The sequence below is a fragment of the Streptomyces sp. NPDC050508 genome (assembly GCF_040655155.1).
In the GTDB taxonomy this organism is placed as follows: Bacteria; Actinomycetota; Actinomycetes; order Streptomycetales; family Streptomycetaceae; genus Streptomyces.
Map to the genome: position 1 here is coordinate 866614 of NZ_JBFAJJ010000002.1, position 14157 is coordinate 880770.

Below are 14157 nucleotides of genomic sequence, written 5' to 3' on the forward strand. Positions count from 1 at the left end.
AACTGGGCCGTGGACTTCTCCCGGGTGCTGCGTGAACGTCGTACGAGTCGTCGGCTCAGTCAGCTGGAGCTGGCGTTGCGGGCCGGTACCACTCAGCGGCATCTGAGTTTCATCGAGTCCGGGCGGTCCGCGCCGGGGCGGAACATGGTCGTACGGCTCGCCGAGTCGCTCGAACTGCCGTTGCGGGAGCGGAACGAGCTGTTGCTGGCCGCCGGGTTCGCGCCGGTGTATCCGGAGAGCTCGCTGGACGATCCGGTGCTGGCGCCGGTGCGGGCGGCGCTCGGGCACGTCCTGCGCGGGCATCTGCCGTATCCGGCGCTGGTGGTGGACCGGGGCGGGAATCTGGTCGCCGCGAACAGCGCACTCGGTGTGATCACGGAGGGGGCGGCGGCGGAGCTGCTCGGGCCGGGGACGAACGTGTACCGGCTGGCGCTGCACCCGGACGGACTGGCGCCGCGGATCCTCAACTTCGCCGAGTGGGCGCGGCACATCCTGGCCCGGCTCGGTCGATTGCCGCAGCTGCGGGCCGAGTTGGCCGGGTATGTGCCCGAACTGGAGCCGTCCGGTGGGCAGTTGGGGTTCGCGGTGCCGTTGCGGCTGCGGTCGGCGTACGGGGAGCTGCAGTTGACGACGACCGTGACGACGTTCGCGACCGCTGTGGACGTGACCCTCGCCGAACTGAAACTGGAGGCGTTCCTGCCGGCGGACGCGGCGACGGCGGAGGCGTTGGCACTGGCGGCCGCCGATCAGGCTCCGGGGAACATGTAGTCGGTGCGGATGCGGCCGTCGGTGTCGAGGACCAGTACCTCCAGGCCGCCGCCGACCACTTCTCCGCTGCCGACGGCCACCGTGTCCCATCGGAACTGGATCAGGCCGTCCAGGCGTACGGCGTCGGTGCGCGGCCGGAAGGTCAACTCGCCCTTCTCGACGAACCGTTCGTAGCTGCGCGTGACGCGGGTCTCGATCGCGTCGTACCCCTGGGCCCGGAGGGTCGGGTGGTCGAAGCCGAGGTTCGCGGCGAGTTCGCGGATCTCGGCTGGCGGTTGGAGGACGTGGGTGCCGTCCTCGGTCCAGAGGCTCTCGATCGCCGCCCGGCGGCGGGTGGCGTCCGGTTCGGTCCACTGGGCGATGTAACGCTCGGCCAGGTGCTGGGGGTCGGTCTCGGTCTTGGTCTCGGTCATCCGTGGCTCCTTCGGGACTCGCTGCGGGGGCGGTCGGTTCGCGGTCGATCGTGCGGCGGGCGCCGGGAAGGGACAATTCCCGGCCAGGAATGGGCGACGGCGGTGGGGCGCGTGTCTTCCGGCGGGCGGCGGGAGTTGAGAGGACGACTCCCTTTTTCCGCCCTCGGAGGTGGCCCCGTGCGCCCCATGTACGTACCCGTCCGTCTGGCCGCCGCGGTCGCCGTCGTCGCCGCTGCCGCCGGCTGCATGAGCGTGGGCGACGACGCGGGCGGCGGTGCCAAGCCCTCGCACTCCGCCGGGCAGCATGCCGGTGAGGCACCCGACGGCGGTTCGGGGGTGTCGGGGGGCGGGCTCGGGTTCGGCGGTTCGGCGGGGGACGGGAAGCAGGGGCACGGCAAGCCGAAGCCGGGGGAGTCCGCCTCGGGTTCGGCCTCGCCGTCCGCGCCGGGGGGTGCGGCGAGCCCGTCCGCCTCCACGGCGCCCCGACCGGGCACGAGCGCGAAGCCGGGTGCGCCGACCACGGCCGCGCCGCAGCCGACCCCGACGCGGACTCCGCCGCCCGCCGACCCGTCGCCGAGCCCTCCGCCGCCGTCCCCCAGCCCGACCGTCGCGGAGCCCTCGTCCTCGGCCCACGAGGACCCCGTACCGCAGCTGGTGGACCGTGAACCGGCACCGGCGGCCGGGTCACCGGCGTAGGAACGGGTGTGACGCACGTCAATGTGGGCCGGTTTGCGTTGGGGGGTGGTGGGTGCGTAAGGTGGTAGATCGTTTGATCCCATTGCCCGGCGCCACTGTAGAGCGCGCCGTGTGGCGCGTACTCTCCCTTGCCGTGGCGGACCGCATTGAGGCGGTCGATAGCGAATCACGGAGTTGACGGGCGCGTGCCGACGGATACTCCGGAAGGTTTCGCATTCGCATGTCCATTTCCAGTACTGATCACGTCGTCATGCCCGAGAACGAGAACGAGGGCACCGAGACGGCCGTAGACGCAGCCGTGGAGGCTCCCGAGGTCACCTTCGCGTCCCTCGGCCTCCCCGAGGGCGTCGTGCGCAAGCTCGCGCAGAACGGCGTGACCACCCCCTTCCCGATCCAGGCGGCGACCATCCCGGACGCCCTGGCCGGCAAGGACATCCTCGGCCGTGGCCGCACCGGCTCCGGCAAGACCCTCTCCTTCGGTCTGCCGCTGCTGGCGACGCTGTCCGGCGGCCGCACCGAGAAGAAGCGCCCGCGCGGCATCATCCTCACCCCGACCCGCGAGCTGGCGATGCAGGTCGCCGACGCGCTCCAGCCCTACGGCGACGTCCTCGGCCTGAAGATGAAGGTCGTCTGCGGCGGCACGTCCATGGGCAACCAGATCTACGCCCTTGAGCGCGGCGTGGACGTGCTGGTCGCCACTCCCGGCCGCCTCCGCGACATCATCAACCGCGGCGCCTGCTCCCTCGAAGACGTGCGGATCGCCGTCCTCGACGAGGCCGACCAGATGTCCGACCTGGGCTTCCTGCCCGAGGTCACCGAGCTGCTCGACCAGATCCCGGCCGGCGGCCAGCGCATGCTGTTCTCCGCCACCATGGAGAACGAGATCTCCACGCTGGTCAAGCGCTACCTCAAGGACCAGGTCACGCACGAGGTCGACAGTGCGCAGGGCAACGTCACGACGATGTCCCACCACATCCTCATCGTGAAGCCCAAGGACAAGGCGCCGGTCACCGCCGCGATCGCCTCCCGCAAGGGCCGCACGATCATCTTCGTCCGCACCCAGCTGGGCGCCGACCGCATCGCCGAGCAGCTGCGCGAGTCCGGCGTGAAGGCCGACGCGCTGCACGGCGGCATGACGCAGGGCGCCCGTACGCGGACGCTGGCGGACTTCAAGGAGGGCTACGTCAACGCGCTCGTCGCGACCGACGTCGCCGCCCGCGGTATCCACGTCGACGGCATCGACCTGGTCCTGAACGTGGACCCGGCCGGCGACCACAAGGACTACCTGCACCGCGCCGGTCGTACGGCCCGTGCCGGTCGTACCGGAACCGTCGTCTCCCTCTCCCTGCCGCACCAGCGGCGTCAGATCTTCCGGCTGATGGAGGACGCGGGCGTCGACGCCGGCCGTCACATCATCAACTCCGGTACGGCCTTCGAGCCCGAGGTCGCCGAGATCACCGGCGCCCGTTCGATGACCGAGGTCCAGGCCCAGTCGGCGGGCGACGCCGCGCAGCAGGCCGAGCGTGAGGTCGTCCAGCTCACCAAGGAGCTGGAGCGGGCCACACGGCGTGCCGCCGAGCTGCGCGAGGAGTCCGACCGGCTGGTCGCCCGCGCCGCCCGTGAGCGGGGCGACGACCCGGAGGTGGCGCTCGCCGAGGCCGCCGCCGTGGTCGAGGCCGCTGCCGAGGCCGTGGCGACGGAGCAGTCGGCCGCCGCCGAGGCGCCGGCACGCGAGGAGTCCTCTTCCTACGACCGTCCGCGTCAGCAGCGTGACGACCGCGGCAACTACGAGCGCCGTGACCGTCGTGACGACCGTGGCGGTGACCGTGGTGGCCGTTCCTTCGACCGTCGCGATGACCGTCCGTCCGGTGGCTTCCGCCGCGACGACCGCCGTGACGACCGTGGTGGCCGTTCTTTCGACCGTCGTGACGAGCGTCCCTCGGGTGGCTTCCGCCGTGACGACCGCGGTGGCAACGACCGTCCGTCTTCGGGCGGCTTCCGTCGCGACGACCGTCCGTCCGGCGGCTTCAACAACGACCGTCGTGACGGCGACCGCGGTGGCCGTTCTTTCGACCGTCGTGACGAGCGTCCCTCGGGTGGCTTCCGTCGCGACGACCGCGGTGGCAGTGACCGTCGTGACGGCGACCGTGGTGGCCGTTCTTTCGAGCGTCGTGACGACCGTCCGTCCGGTGGCTTCCGCCGTGACGACCGCGGTGGCAACGACCGTCCGTCCTCGGGCGGCTTCCGTCGCGACGACCGTCCCTCGACCACTGGTCACCGGGGCAGCGACCGTCCGTTCAACCGTGACCGCCAGGGCGACCGCCCCGGCTTCCGCGCCGGCGGCCACGACCGTCCGGCCGGCCACCGCGGCACGACCGGCACGGGTACCGGCACCGGTTCCTTCGGCCGCCGCGACGACAAGCCCCGCTGGAAGCGCAACGGCTGACGCCGTGTGACGTAGCGAAACAGTGAGATGGCCCCCGCCCGGGATCGGGTGGGGGCCATTTTTTGCGCGTTTCTGTCTGTGCGGTGACTGTATGATCGGCCGACTTCTGTGGGGGATGTGACGGCTGGGGGCCGGGGCAGCGAGAACGCCATGCATCCCTCACTTCTCTGGGGGAGGATTCCTTGGCTCGTCATGCCTTCACAGGTATCGCTGTCTCGGCCGTGCTCGCGGCGGGGTTGAGCCCACTACTGCCGACACCCGCGTCGGCCGTGGGCACGGCGCAGGAGACGGTCGTCCCGGCCACGCTGCGCAGTACGTACACGACAGCGTCGCTCTACTACCCCGACACGACCTCGGGCGGGGACGGAGCGGGCAGCCAGGGCGTGTTCCACCGGCTGGAGGGCCGCGGAGTGGTGTGGACGCGCTACTCGGACGGCACGTCGTTCGACGCGCCGGTGGGCGCCGGCACGGTGGCTACCCTGAGCACGGGCAGCGACGTCCTCGCGAACCGCTACAGCGACGGCCGCTACGTCCTGTGGAACGCCGTCGACGGCACGTCGACCACCGTTCAGGTGCCCACGGGACAGTCCGTGCACGCCGGCGTGTTCGGCGGCCTCGTCGGCACCCTTGAGAACGTCACCGCCGCGGACGGGACCACCACCAGGGTCGAGCACCTGCTGTCCGCGGGCCCCGACGGCACCACGCGCGATGTGATCGTCGGGGACGGCGCGCCCGAGGGCATGACGATCGCGGGGCCGCTGCGGGGCGACGCCTCAGGGATGATCTTCTTCGCCCGACTGGACGACTCCGTCCGCATGGTCGACGTCGACCCGGCGACCGGCCGGGTCCGTGGCTGGACGCCCCCGTTGCCCTCGGGTTACCTGTCCGCCAAGATCTCGCCCGAGCACCTCGTCGTGTACAGCGGCGCCCAGAGCCCGAAGGCGCTCGTCTTCTCCCGCTCGGACCTGTCGGCGGCGCCGGTCGAGGTCACCTTGGACACCAGTAGCAGCGGCACAGCCACGGCGGACGACCTCTCCGTGGTCGGCGACTGGCTCGTGCACCGCCCCGGCAGCCTGGGCCAGGTGACGGCGGTGCCGATCGCCGGCGGCGCCCCGGTCACCCTGATCGCCTCCTCGAACTCCGGCGTCTCCGCCGTACCGGACGGCACCGCCGTGGTGATCGGCCGCACCGGCGCCGACGACTGGGGCGTCCAGCACATCCAGGCCGGCCCCGACGGCAAGCCGACCGTCACCCTCGTCAAGCCGCTGCCGAAACCGCCGTACAAGATCCAGGGAATCGCCCTGGAGCAGGGGCGGTTGACCGTCGCGGACAGCAGCTGGGGCGGGGTTCGCGACGACTACGTGCGGACCGTCGCCGCGACCGGTACGCCCACGTTCGGTGCGCGGTCCTCGTACGACGGGACCGATCTGCTCGTCGGCGACTGCCCGGACACGGAGATCGGTTGCTCGCAGCTCTACGGCACGGACGACGACCGTGCGGTCTGGCTGTCGAAGAACTCGGCCGACTACGACCGTCTCACCGTCAGCGGGTCCGGCCCGTACGACTACTGGGAGCAGTCGGTGCCCGCTGGCGGCCGGATCACCGATGTCTCCGGCCGGTACCTGATCCACACCACGGCGACCGCGCAGACCGTCTACCGGATCGGCAGCGGCACCCCGGCGCTCACCCGCACCCCCGGCGCCGCCGCCCTCTCCGGCGACACCCTCTGGACGCCGGGCACCACCCCCGGCACCCTCACGGCGTACGACCTCACCACGAAGAGGACCACCGAGACCCTCACCACGGACGCCGGCTGCGCGCCCACCGAACTGCGGGTCGACGGCCGTTGGCTGTACTGGAGTTGCGCCGACGGCACGGCCGGCGTCTACGACCGTACGGCGAAGAAGTCAGTCCAAGTCCCGTCCGGTGAGGCGGAGTTGGGCGACGGATTCGTCGTCACGCACGACAGGCAGGCCGGACAGCTGGTCCTCACCACGCTCGCGGACGGCACACCCGTGAGCCAGGTGATCGGCGCGCTGCCGGACACCGGGGTCTCCCAGCGCGAGGTGCGCTGGACGGTCGACGAGTCGACCGGGAACGTGGCGTACGTCGACGACCAGGAGCGCGTGCACCTCGTACCGACCGGCGTGCCCCAGCAGCCGTTGCGGCTGCTCGCCCCGGTCGACTCCGCGGCCACGCTCATCGCGCGGGAGATCGACACGACACCGTCCACCCTCACCACCCTGCTGCTGTCGAAGCCGGCCGCGGGCTGGCGGCTGACCGTGCGCAGCCGGGCCACCGGCAAGGTCGTGGACACGCGGACCGGCGGTGAGACGCGCGGCGAGGTGAAGGTGGGCTGGTTCGGGACGGACGCCAAGGGGGCGTTCCTGACGAACGGGTCGTACGACTGGACGCTGTCCGTGACGCCGGCCGACGGGGTCGGCGCCCCGGTGACGGCGAACGGCACGGTCCGGCTGTTCGACGCCGCGCCGGCCCGCCACGACCACATCGGCGGCGGCGACTCCGTCGGCGACCTGGTCACCCTCAGCTCCTCGGGCACGCTGGCCTTCCGGCAGGGCTCGGGCAAGGGCACGTTCTCCTCGTCGGTCGGCAGCAGTACCGGCTGGACGACCGCCGACAAGGTGGTGTCGATCGGCGACCTGAGCGGGGACCGCTGCAACGACGTCCTGGTCCGGCTGAGGACCGGGGCGCTGCGGGCGTACAGGCCGGCCTGCGACGGCATGCTGAAGCCGTCGACGGCGTACACCTCGCTCGGCACGAGCGGCTGGAACCAGTACGACGTGCTGACCGCGCCCGGCGACATCAGCGGCGACGGCCGTCCGGACCTGCTCGCGCGGGCGGCCTCGTCCGGCACCGTCTACCTCTACAAGGGGACGAGCACGGGCAAGCTCTCCGCCCGCGTGAAGCTGTACGCCGACTGGAAGACGTACAAGAAAATGGTCGGCGTCGGTGACATCAACGGCGACGGCATCGGCGACCTGCTCGCCCAGGACAAGTCGAACACCGTGTACCGCTACTACGGCACCGGGAAGGGCACGTTCGGGGCGCGCGTGAAGCTGTTCGGTGCGTGGGGCGGGTCGTACAACACGGTGGTCGGCGTCGGCGACATCACCGGGGACGGCAAGGCCGACCTGGTCGAGCGGGACTCGGCCGGGGTGCTCTACCGCAACGCCGGTGATGGGAAGGGGTCGTTCGGGGCGCGGGTGAAGATCGCGACCGGATGGCAGGCCTACAAGGGCGTCTTCTGATGTGACTCGTATGTGACTCCTAGGGCGTTTTTTGGCCACATCGAGTCCTTATCGATTCCTTAAGTGGCGCATGTCACGCCCCCGGCGAGGGAATCGCTGGGGGCATGACAGATGACGCCATAGCGAGTGGGCTGTCAAAGGGAGATCCCCCCGGTCTCTCCGACGAAGAACGGCTTGCCCAACTCGGCTACACGCAGGTTCTCGCCCGCCGCATGTCGGCGTTCTCCAACTACGCGGTCTCCTTCACGATCATCTCGGTCCTGTCGGGCTGCCTGACGCTGTACCTGTTCGGCATGATCACGGGCGGTCCGGCCGTGATCATGTGGGGCTGGGTGGCGGTCGGCCTGATGACCCTCTTCGTCGGCCTGTCGATGGCCGAGATCTGCTCGGCCTACCCGACGTCGGCGGGCCTGTACTTCTGGGCCCACCGCCTGGCACCTCCGCGCACGGCGGCGGCCTGGGCGTGGTTCACGGGCTGGTTCAACGTCCTCGGCCAGGTCGCGGTGACCGCCGGCATCGACTTCGGGGCGGCGTCGTTCCTGGGCGCGTACCTGAACCTCCAGTTCGACTTCAAGGTGACGCCGGGCCGGACGGTGCTGCTGTTCGCGGCGATCCTGATCCTGCACGGCCTGCTGAACACCTTCGGTGTGAAGATCGTCGCCCTCCTCAACAACGTGAGCGTGTGGTGGCACGTGCTGGGCGTCGGCCTGATCGTGGGCGCGCTGACCTTCGTCCCCGACCACCACCAGTCGACGACGTTCGTCTTCACGAAGTTCGTGAACAACACGGGCTGGGGCAGCGGGGTCTACGTGGTGCTGCTGGGCCTCCTGATGGCGCAGTACACCTTCACCGGCTACGACGCCTCGGCCCACATGACGGAGGAGACACACGACGCGTCGACGGCGGGCCCGAAGGGCATCGTCCGCTCCATCTGGACGTCATGGATAGCCGGCTTCGTCCTCCTCCTGGGCTTCACGTACGCGATCCAGTCGTACAACGGGGAGTTGAAGTCGGCGACGGGCGCACCGCCGGCGCAGATCCTCCTCGACGCCCTGGGCGCCACGTCGGGCAAGTTGCTGTTGTTGGTGGTGATCGGCGCGCAACTGTTCTGCGGGATGGCGTCGGTGACGGCCAACAGCCGCATGATCTACGCCTTCTCCCGCGACGGCGCGCTCCCCTTCTCGCACGTCTGGCACACGGTGAGCCCGCGCACCCGGACACCGGTCGCGGCGGTGTGGCTGGCGGCGGCGGGCGCGCTGGTGCTGGGCCTGCCGTACCTGATCAATCTGACGGCGTACGCGGCGGTCACGTCCATCGCGGTGATCGGCCTCTACATCGCGTACGTCATCCCGACGCTGCTGCGGCTCGGCAAGGGGGACGACTTCCAGCGCGGGCCGTGGCATCTGGGCCGGTGGTCGCGGCTGATCGGGATGGTGTCGGTGGTGTGGGTGGCCGTGATCACGGTGCTGTTCATGCTGCCGCAGGTCGCGCCGGTCACCTGGGAGTCGTTCAACTACGCGCCGGTGGCGGTACTGGCGGTGCTGGGCTTCGCGGCGATCTGGTGGAGCGCGTCGGCCCGACACTGGTTCCTGAACCCGGAACACGCCCGCACGAAGGCGCGGGAGGCGGCGCGTGCCGGTGCGCCCGAACCGGTAGATCCGTAACACTCCGGACGCCCCCGGCCGCCTTCCCCGCATCCGGCGTGGCCGTGTCCCCGATACCCGATCGGAGACACGGCCACCTCCCGCTATGCTCGGGGAGGCAACATCGCGAGGACCCTTAGCTCAATTGGCAGAGCAGTGGACTTTTAATCCATTGGTTGTGGGTTCGAGTCCCACAGGGTCTACTGGCGCGGGGGAGGGGAAACCCCTTCTGACCTGCGGTGCAGCGCCCGGTTCGGCTTCGGTCGGGTCGGGCGCTGTCTCGTTCTCCGGCCCTTGCGTGAGCGGATGTGCTCGTGGTCTGCCGATCGGAAGTTGATCCCTTGGGGGCGGGGTGCCGCGGGGTCTCCCTCACTGTGGGGATGCCGCCGCCTCCGTGCGCGAACGTCGCCGTAGGTCCCGCAGGGTGATGGGTGGCAGGTCGGTCGCGGCGAGGATGCGGCGGACCGTCTCCGGGTGCAGACAGGAGCCGTCCGCCTCGGGCTGGAGGGCGCTCCGGCGGCGGAGAAGTGCTGTGCCTTGGGGTCGCATCGGGTGGTGCCGCGCGTCCGACGGGCCGTGGCCGGTGTCGGCGTGGAGTTCAAGACCTCGGTAAGGCTGGCGTTAGAAAGGGCTTGCTGCCGCATCAAAGCCCCGTCAGTGGGAGGCCGTTGACCCGGATTCGAGCCGTAGCGTCGCCGAGGGCGCCGGACCGGCGCCTGCGCAGCGGGCCCCCACATGGCCGCACCGAGGAGCTGACGAACATGACCACCACCGTGCCCGGCACCACCCCCGCGGCCGGGCCGCTCGGCGACCGGCGGACCGATGCCCGCGAGAAGGACATCATGCGCTTCCGTGTGGTGTCCGGACCGGATCTGACCACCCGCAACGACGCCTACCTGGCCTGGCAGCTCGACCGCCAACAGGCGGACCTGTGGCCCTACTTCCGCCGCTACGACACCGCCCTGACCACCCGCGCCACCGTCGTGTCCCACACCGGCGTGATCACCGGGGGACCCAACTTCGGCGGCCAGGACTACCTCTCCCTCACCGGCCACCCCGCCGTCCTCGACGCCGCCCACCAGGCCCTGCGTGACTACGGCCCCCTCACCGCCGGCTCCCCGGCCCTGGGCGGCGCGACCCCGATCAGCAGGGCGCTGGAAGCCGGTCTGGGCGAGGCGCTGCGCACCGAGCACGTGGCGCTCTTTCCCACCGGCTGGGCGTCCGGCTTCGGCACCATCCGGGCCCTGATGCACCGCCGCGACCACGTCCTGCTCGACAAGCTCTCCCACGACTCACTGCGCCAGGGCGCCGCCGCCAGCGGGGCGAGTGTGGAGTTCTTCCGCCACCTCGACAACGACGCTGTACGACGCCACCTTGCCGGTATCCGCGCCACCGACATCACCAACGCCGTCCTCGTCGTCACCGAGGGCGTGTTCTCCATGGACTCCGACACCCCGCAGCTGGCCGAACTGCTCGGTATCTGCCGGGAGTTCGGCGCCCAGCTGATGGTCGACGTCGCCCACGACTTCGGCGCCATGGGCGAGTTCGGCGGTGGTCAGCTGGAGGTGCACGGCATCCTCGGCGAGGTCGACTTCGTGGTCGGCGCCTTCTCCAAGACGTTCGCCACCACCGGCGGCTTCCTGGCCACGCCGTCGGCCTCGGCGCGGGAGTACGTGCGGATGTTCGGCGGTCCGCAGACCTTCTCCAGCGCCATCACCCCCGTACAGACCGCGGTGGCCCTCGCGTCCCTGTCCGTCGTGAACTCGCCCGAGGGCGCCCGGCGCCGGTCGGCGGTCGCTGCCGTCGCCACCCGCCTGCGCGAGGGACTGACCGCCCGCTGTCTGGAGGTCATGGGCGACGTGGTCTGCCCGGTCGTCCCGGTCCTCATCGGCGACACCCCCACCGGCCGTACCGCCTCCGGTCTCATCGCCCGCGCCGGCCTCGTTGCGCACCTCGTCGAACAGCCGGCGGTCGCCTCCGACGCGGCCCGCTTCCGCATGCAGGCCATGGCCTACCACAGCGACGACGACGTCGACACCGCGATCGACATCCTCGACACCTGCATCCGCGCGGCCCGGCAGCAGACCTCCCGCTGAACCGCGCCCCTGGCGTGAAGGAACCGGGCGGGTCGACGTGCTCGCACCGCCCGGCCCGGACGGACGCTCCGCACCGTGCCGTCGGCCTGGACATGACCGCCGACCATGAGTCTTCGTGGACCAACCGTCAAACGGTGTCCGGCGTACGCGGACCCATCCGCCGCAGCCTGAGGCGGGCGGACGGCGACATTTGGAAGGGCTGTTCAGAGGGCCTCTGTGCGGGAGCGGATGTCCGGGGTCGGATGTGCCGTCCGACGTGATCGTGTGACTGCCTCCGCACCGACGGACATCGGCATCGGCAGCGGCGTTCTCAGCTTCGGCGTCATCCCCATGGCCTTCGGCAGGGGCCTTCCGGTCGGGGTAGGTGTTTGCCTACCTCAGAAGTAGGTTTCGGCCCATGGCGCTTGCCGGACCCCTCGCAGCAGCATGAGTCTCCAGGCCGCACACGTGGCCCGGAAGATGAGACGGGGGGCGGATATGTGGCCGTTGCCGGTGGGCGGGGTGCCTTGGTCGGCGGGCGTGCTCGTGGCGTTGACCGCGGTCGGCGCGGTGCTGGCCTTCAGGGCGGAGCAGGCGTGGGACAGGCCGGGGCGTACCGCGCGACCGGCTCGGCGGATCGGCTGGCCGGTCGTGGCGGGGCTGGTGGGTACGGCCGCGTACGGCAGTGTGCCGACCCTGCTGTTCGCCCTGCACAACTCCGCCGGATCGGACGGCTACATCGTCACCGTTCCGGATCTGCAACCCGACGGGCTGCTCGCGGCGGCGCTGCTGATGGCCGGCCTGTTGGCCACCACGCTGCTCACCTCGGCGAGTGTGCCCGGGCGGTGGGTGCTGCCCGTGGTCGCGGCGGTGACCGGCGAACTGCTGGAATGGACGTACTGGCTCACGCATTCCTCTGCCGGTTATGGGAAGACACTGCTGAACGTCCTGGTGGGCTGTGTGAGCGTCCCGGTGCTCGCCGCCTTCGCCGGTGCGGCTCTGTGCCGGCCGGCGAACGGCAGGCCCGCGCGTCTGGCCGGAGCCGGCGCGTCGAGGTCCGCGCGCTGGGCCCTGCTGTTGCCCGCCGTCGTGGTGATGACCGGTGACCTGCTCGGTCTCGATCTGTGGCAGTTCGCGTCACCGGGCACTGGGATCGGGTCGGCAGTGGTGGGTTACCTGGCGGGGCTGGCGCTGCTGGCGGCCGTCGTGGCAGGGCTGGTGCGGTGGCCCGGGGCGGCGGCGAACCTGGCTGTCCTGGGGCTGGTGGGGATCGGGGGGTACGACGTCGCCCAGAGCGGGTTCGGGCAACACCTGGTGGAGGTGCGGAAGTTCGGCTCCCCGCCCGGGCCGGCGCCGTCCCTCCCCCTGGAGATTGCCAACCACGCATCGGTCCTCGGCGGCATCCAGGGGGCGGTGCTGCTGGCCCTCGGGCTGTGGCTGCTGCCGAGGACCGTGCTGGCGGATGCCGGTCGGCTGCTCGGGAGGGGTCCTGACCCGGCGCTGGCCCGGCGGGTGCGGGAGCTGGCCGAGACGCGGGCCGACGCGGTCAGCTCCGCGGCCGCGGAGCTGCGCAGGATCGAGCGGGACCTGCACGACGGCGCACAGGGACGACTGGTCACCATCGGGATGAACCTCAGGGTCGCGGAAGAGATGATTCACAGCGATCCGCACGAGGCCGCCGCGCTGGTGGTGGAGGCCCGCGTCGCCTCGGCGGCGGCACTGGAGGAACTCCGCGGCCTGATCAGGGGGATGCACCCGCCGATGCTGGCCGACCGGGGCCTGGCGGAGGCGGTCCGGGCGCTCGCACTGGACCTTCCCCTGCCGTGTGAGACCGAGATCGATCTGCCCGAGCGGCTCGCCGCCCCGCTGGAGTCGGCCTGTTACTTCGCCGTCGCGGAGGTGGTCACCAACGCCGTCCGGCACTCCTCGGCACATGCACTCCAGATCCGTATGGCCCGGACGGACGGGATGCTGCGCATCGAGGTGGTCGACGACGGGGTGGGCGGCGCGGACCCCGCCCGGGGCACCGGGCTCGCGGGGGTGGAACGACGGCTGGCGGCCTTCGACGGCATCCTGGCGGTCAGCAGCCCGCCCGGGGGGCCGACGATCGTGGCCATGGAGGTGCCGTGCGCGTAGTCGTCGCGGAAGATCTCTTCCTGCTCAGGGAGGGGCTGGTCAGGCTCCTCAAGGCACGTGGGTTCGAGATCGTGGCGGCCACCGACAGTGCGCCGGGCCTGCTCGGCGCACTGCTTGAGTTCCGGCCGGACCTCGCGATCGTGGACATCAGGCTGCCGCCCACCCACACGGACGACGGGCTGCGTGCGGCGCTGACCGCCCGGGAACGGATACCCGGGCTGCCGATTCTGCTGCTCTCGCAGTACGTCGAGCAGATCTACGCCCAGGAGCTGCTCGCCGACCAGTCCGGAGGGGTCGGTTACCTGCTCAAGGACCGGGTCTTCAGCGACGACCAGTTCGTCGACGTGATCCGCACGGTCGCCGCGGGCGGCACGGTCATGGACCCCGAAGTGGTCACCAAACTGCTCGGCCGCCACAGCCGCGGCGAACGCGAACCCCTCTCCAGGCTGACCGAGCGGGAACGCCAAGTGCTTGAGCTCATGGCAGAGGGACGCTCCAACAGTGCCGTCGCGAACCGGCTCTTCATCAGCGAGAAGGCCGTCTCCAAGCACAGCACCAGCATCTTCACCAAGCTGGAGCTCGCCCCCTCCGAGGACGACAACCGCCGCGTGCTGGCCGTGCTCGCCTACCTCATGTCCGCGCCGCGTGACGGCCGCATCCCACCGAGCCACTGAGCTGATCAAGACCGAAAAACTGCCGCGCCGGGCCGGC

General features: G+C 70.9%; 10 protein-coding genes and 1 tRNA gene. 9 read left to right on the forward strand and 2 right to left on the reverse strand.

The window, feature by feature from the left end; genetic code table 11:
* Positions 1-9: 9 nt before the first annotated feature.
* Positions 10-768: a helix-turn-helix domain-containing protein gene (locus AB0I69_RS09310; RefSeq protein WP_363094937.1), complete on the forward strand. Its 759-nt coding sequence runs from the start codon at positions 10-12 to the stop codon at positions 766-768.
* On the opposite strand, the gene AB0I69_RS09315 is transcribed toward AB0I69_RS09310, so the two are convergent.
* Positions 747-1181: a hypothetical protein gene (locus AB0I69_RS09315; RefSeq protein ID WP_363094938.1), complete on the reverse strand. Its 435-nt coding sequence runs from the start codon at positions 1179-1181 to the stop codon at positions 747-749. The two genes, AB0I69_RS09310 and AB0I69_RS09315, sit on opposite strands and share 22 nt — an antisense overlap.
* Before the next feature lie 186 nt (positions 1182-1367).
* Between AB0I69_RS09315 and AB0I69_RS09320 the strand changes: the two genes are divergently transcribed.
* The 5 genes from AB0I69_RS09320 (at position 1368) to AB0I69_RS09340 (ending at position 9438) form a co-directional block, all read left to right on the forward strand.
* Positions 1368-1877 (forward strand): hypothetical protein, encoded by a 510-nt coding sequence (locus AB0I69_RS09320; RefSeq protein ID WP_363095044.1) that lies wholly within the window; start codon positions 1368-1370, stop codon positions 1875-1877.
* A 220-nt stretch (positions 1878-2097) separates the two neighbouring features.
* The gene (locus tag AB0I69_RS09325) at positions 2098-4323 is read left to right on the forward strand and encodes a DEAD/DEAH box helicase (RefSeq protein ID WP_363094940.1); all 2226 of its coding nucleotides are present in this window, start codon (positions 2098-2100) and stop codon (positions 4321-4323) included.
* A 182-nt stretch (positions 4324-4505) separates the two neighbouring features.
* Positions 4506-7592 carry a VCBS repeat-containing protein gene (locus tag AB0I69_RS09330; protein ID WP_363094941.1) on the forward strand — a complete coding sequence of 1029 codons (3087 nt, stop codon included), beginning with the start codon at positions 4506-4508 and terminating at the stop codon, positions 7590-7592.
* Between the two features lie 104 nt (positions 7593-7696).
* The gene (locus tag AB0I69_RS09335; protein ID WP_363094942.1) at positions 7697-9256 is read left to right on the forward strand and encodes an amino acid permease; all 1560 of its coding nucleotides are present in this window, start codon (positions 7697-7699) and stop codon (positions 9254-9256) included.
* A 109-nt stretch (positions 9257-9365) separates the two neighbouring features.
* Positions 9366-9438: transfer RNA gene (locus tag AB0I69_RS09340), tRNA-Lys, on the forward strand.
* A gap of 166 nt (positions 9439-9604) precedes the next feature.
* Here AB0I69_RS09340 and AB0I69_RS09345 read toward each other — a convergent pair.
* Positions 9605-9784 carry a hypothetical protein gene (locus tag AB0I69_RS09345; RefSeq protein WP_363094943.1) on the reverse strand — a complete coding sequence of 60 codons (180 nt, stop codon included), beginning with the start codon at positions 9782-9784 and terminating at the stop codon, positions 9605-9607.
* A 212-nt stretch (positions 9785-9996) separates the two neighbouring features.
* Here AB0I69_RS09345 and AB0I69_RS09350 point away from each other — a divergent pair, with 212 nt between their 5' ends.
* From AB0I69_RS09350 to AB0I69_RS09360, 3 genes are all read left to right on the forward strand, one after another.
* The gene (locus AB0I69_RS09350; RefSeq protein WP_363094944.1) at positions 9997-11331 is read left to right on the forward strand and encodes an aminotransferase class I/II-fold pyridoxal phosphate-dependent enzyme; all 1335 of its coding nucleotides are present in this window, start codon (positions 9997-9999) and stop codon (positions 11329-11331) included.
* Positions 11332-11808: 477 nt separating this feature from the next.
* Positions 11809-13446, forward strand: coding sequence for a histidine kinase (locus AB0I69_RS09355; RefSeq protein WP_363094945.1), 1638 nt, complete (start codon positions 11809-11811; stop codon positions 13444-13446).
* Positions 13437-14120 carry a response regulator transcription factor gene (locus AB0I69_RS09360; RefSeq protein ID WP_359611024.1) on the forward strand — a complete coding sequence of 228 codons (684 nt, stop codon included), beginning with the start codon at positions 13437-13439 and terminating at the stop codon, positions 14118-14120. The genes AB0I69_RS09355 and AB0I69_RS09360 overlap by 10 nt, the downstream gene beginning before the upstream one ends.
* Positions 14121-14157 lie beyond the last annotated feature (37 nt).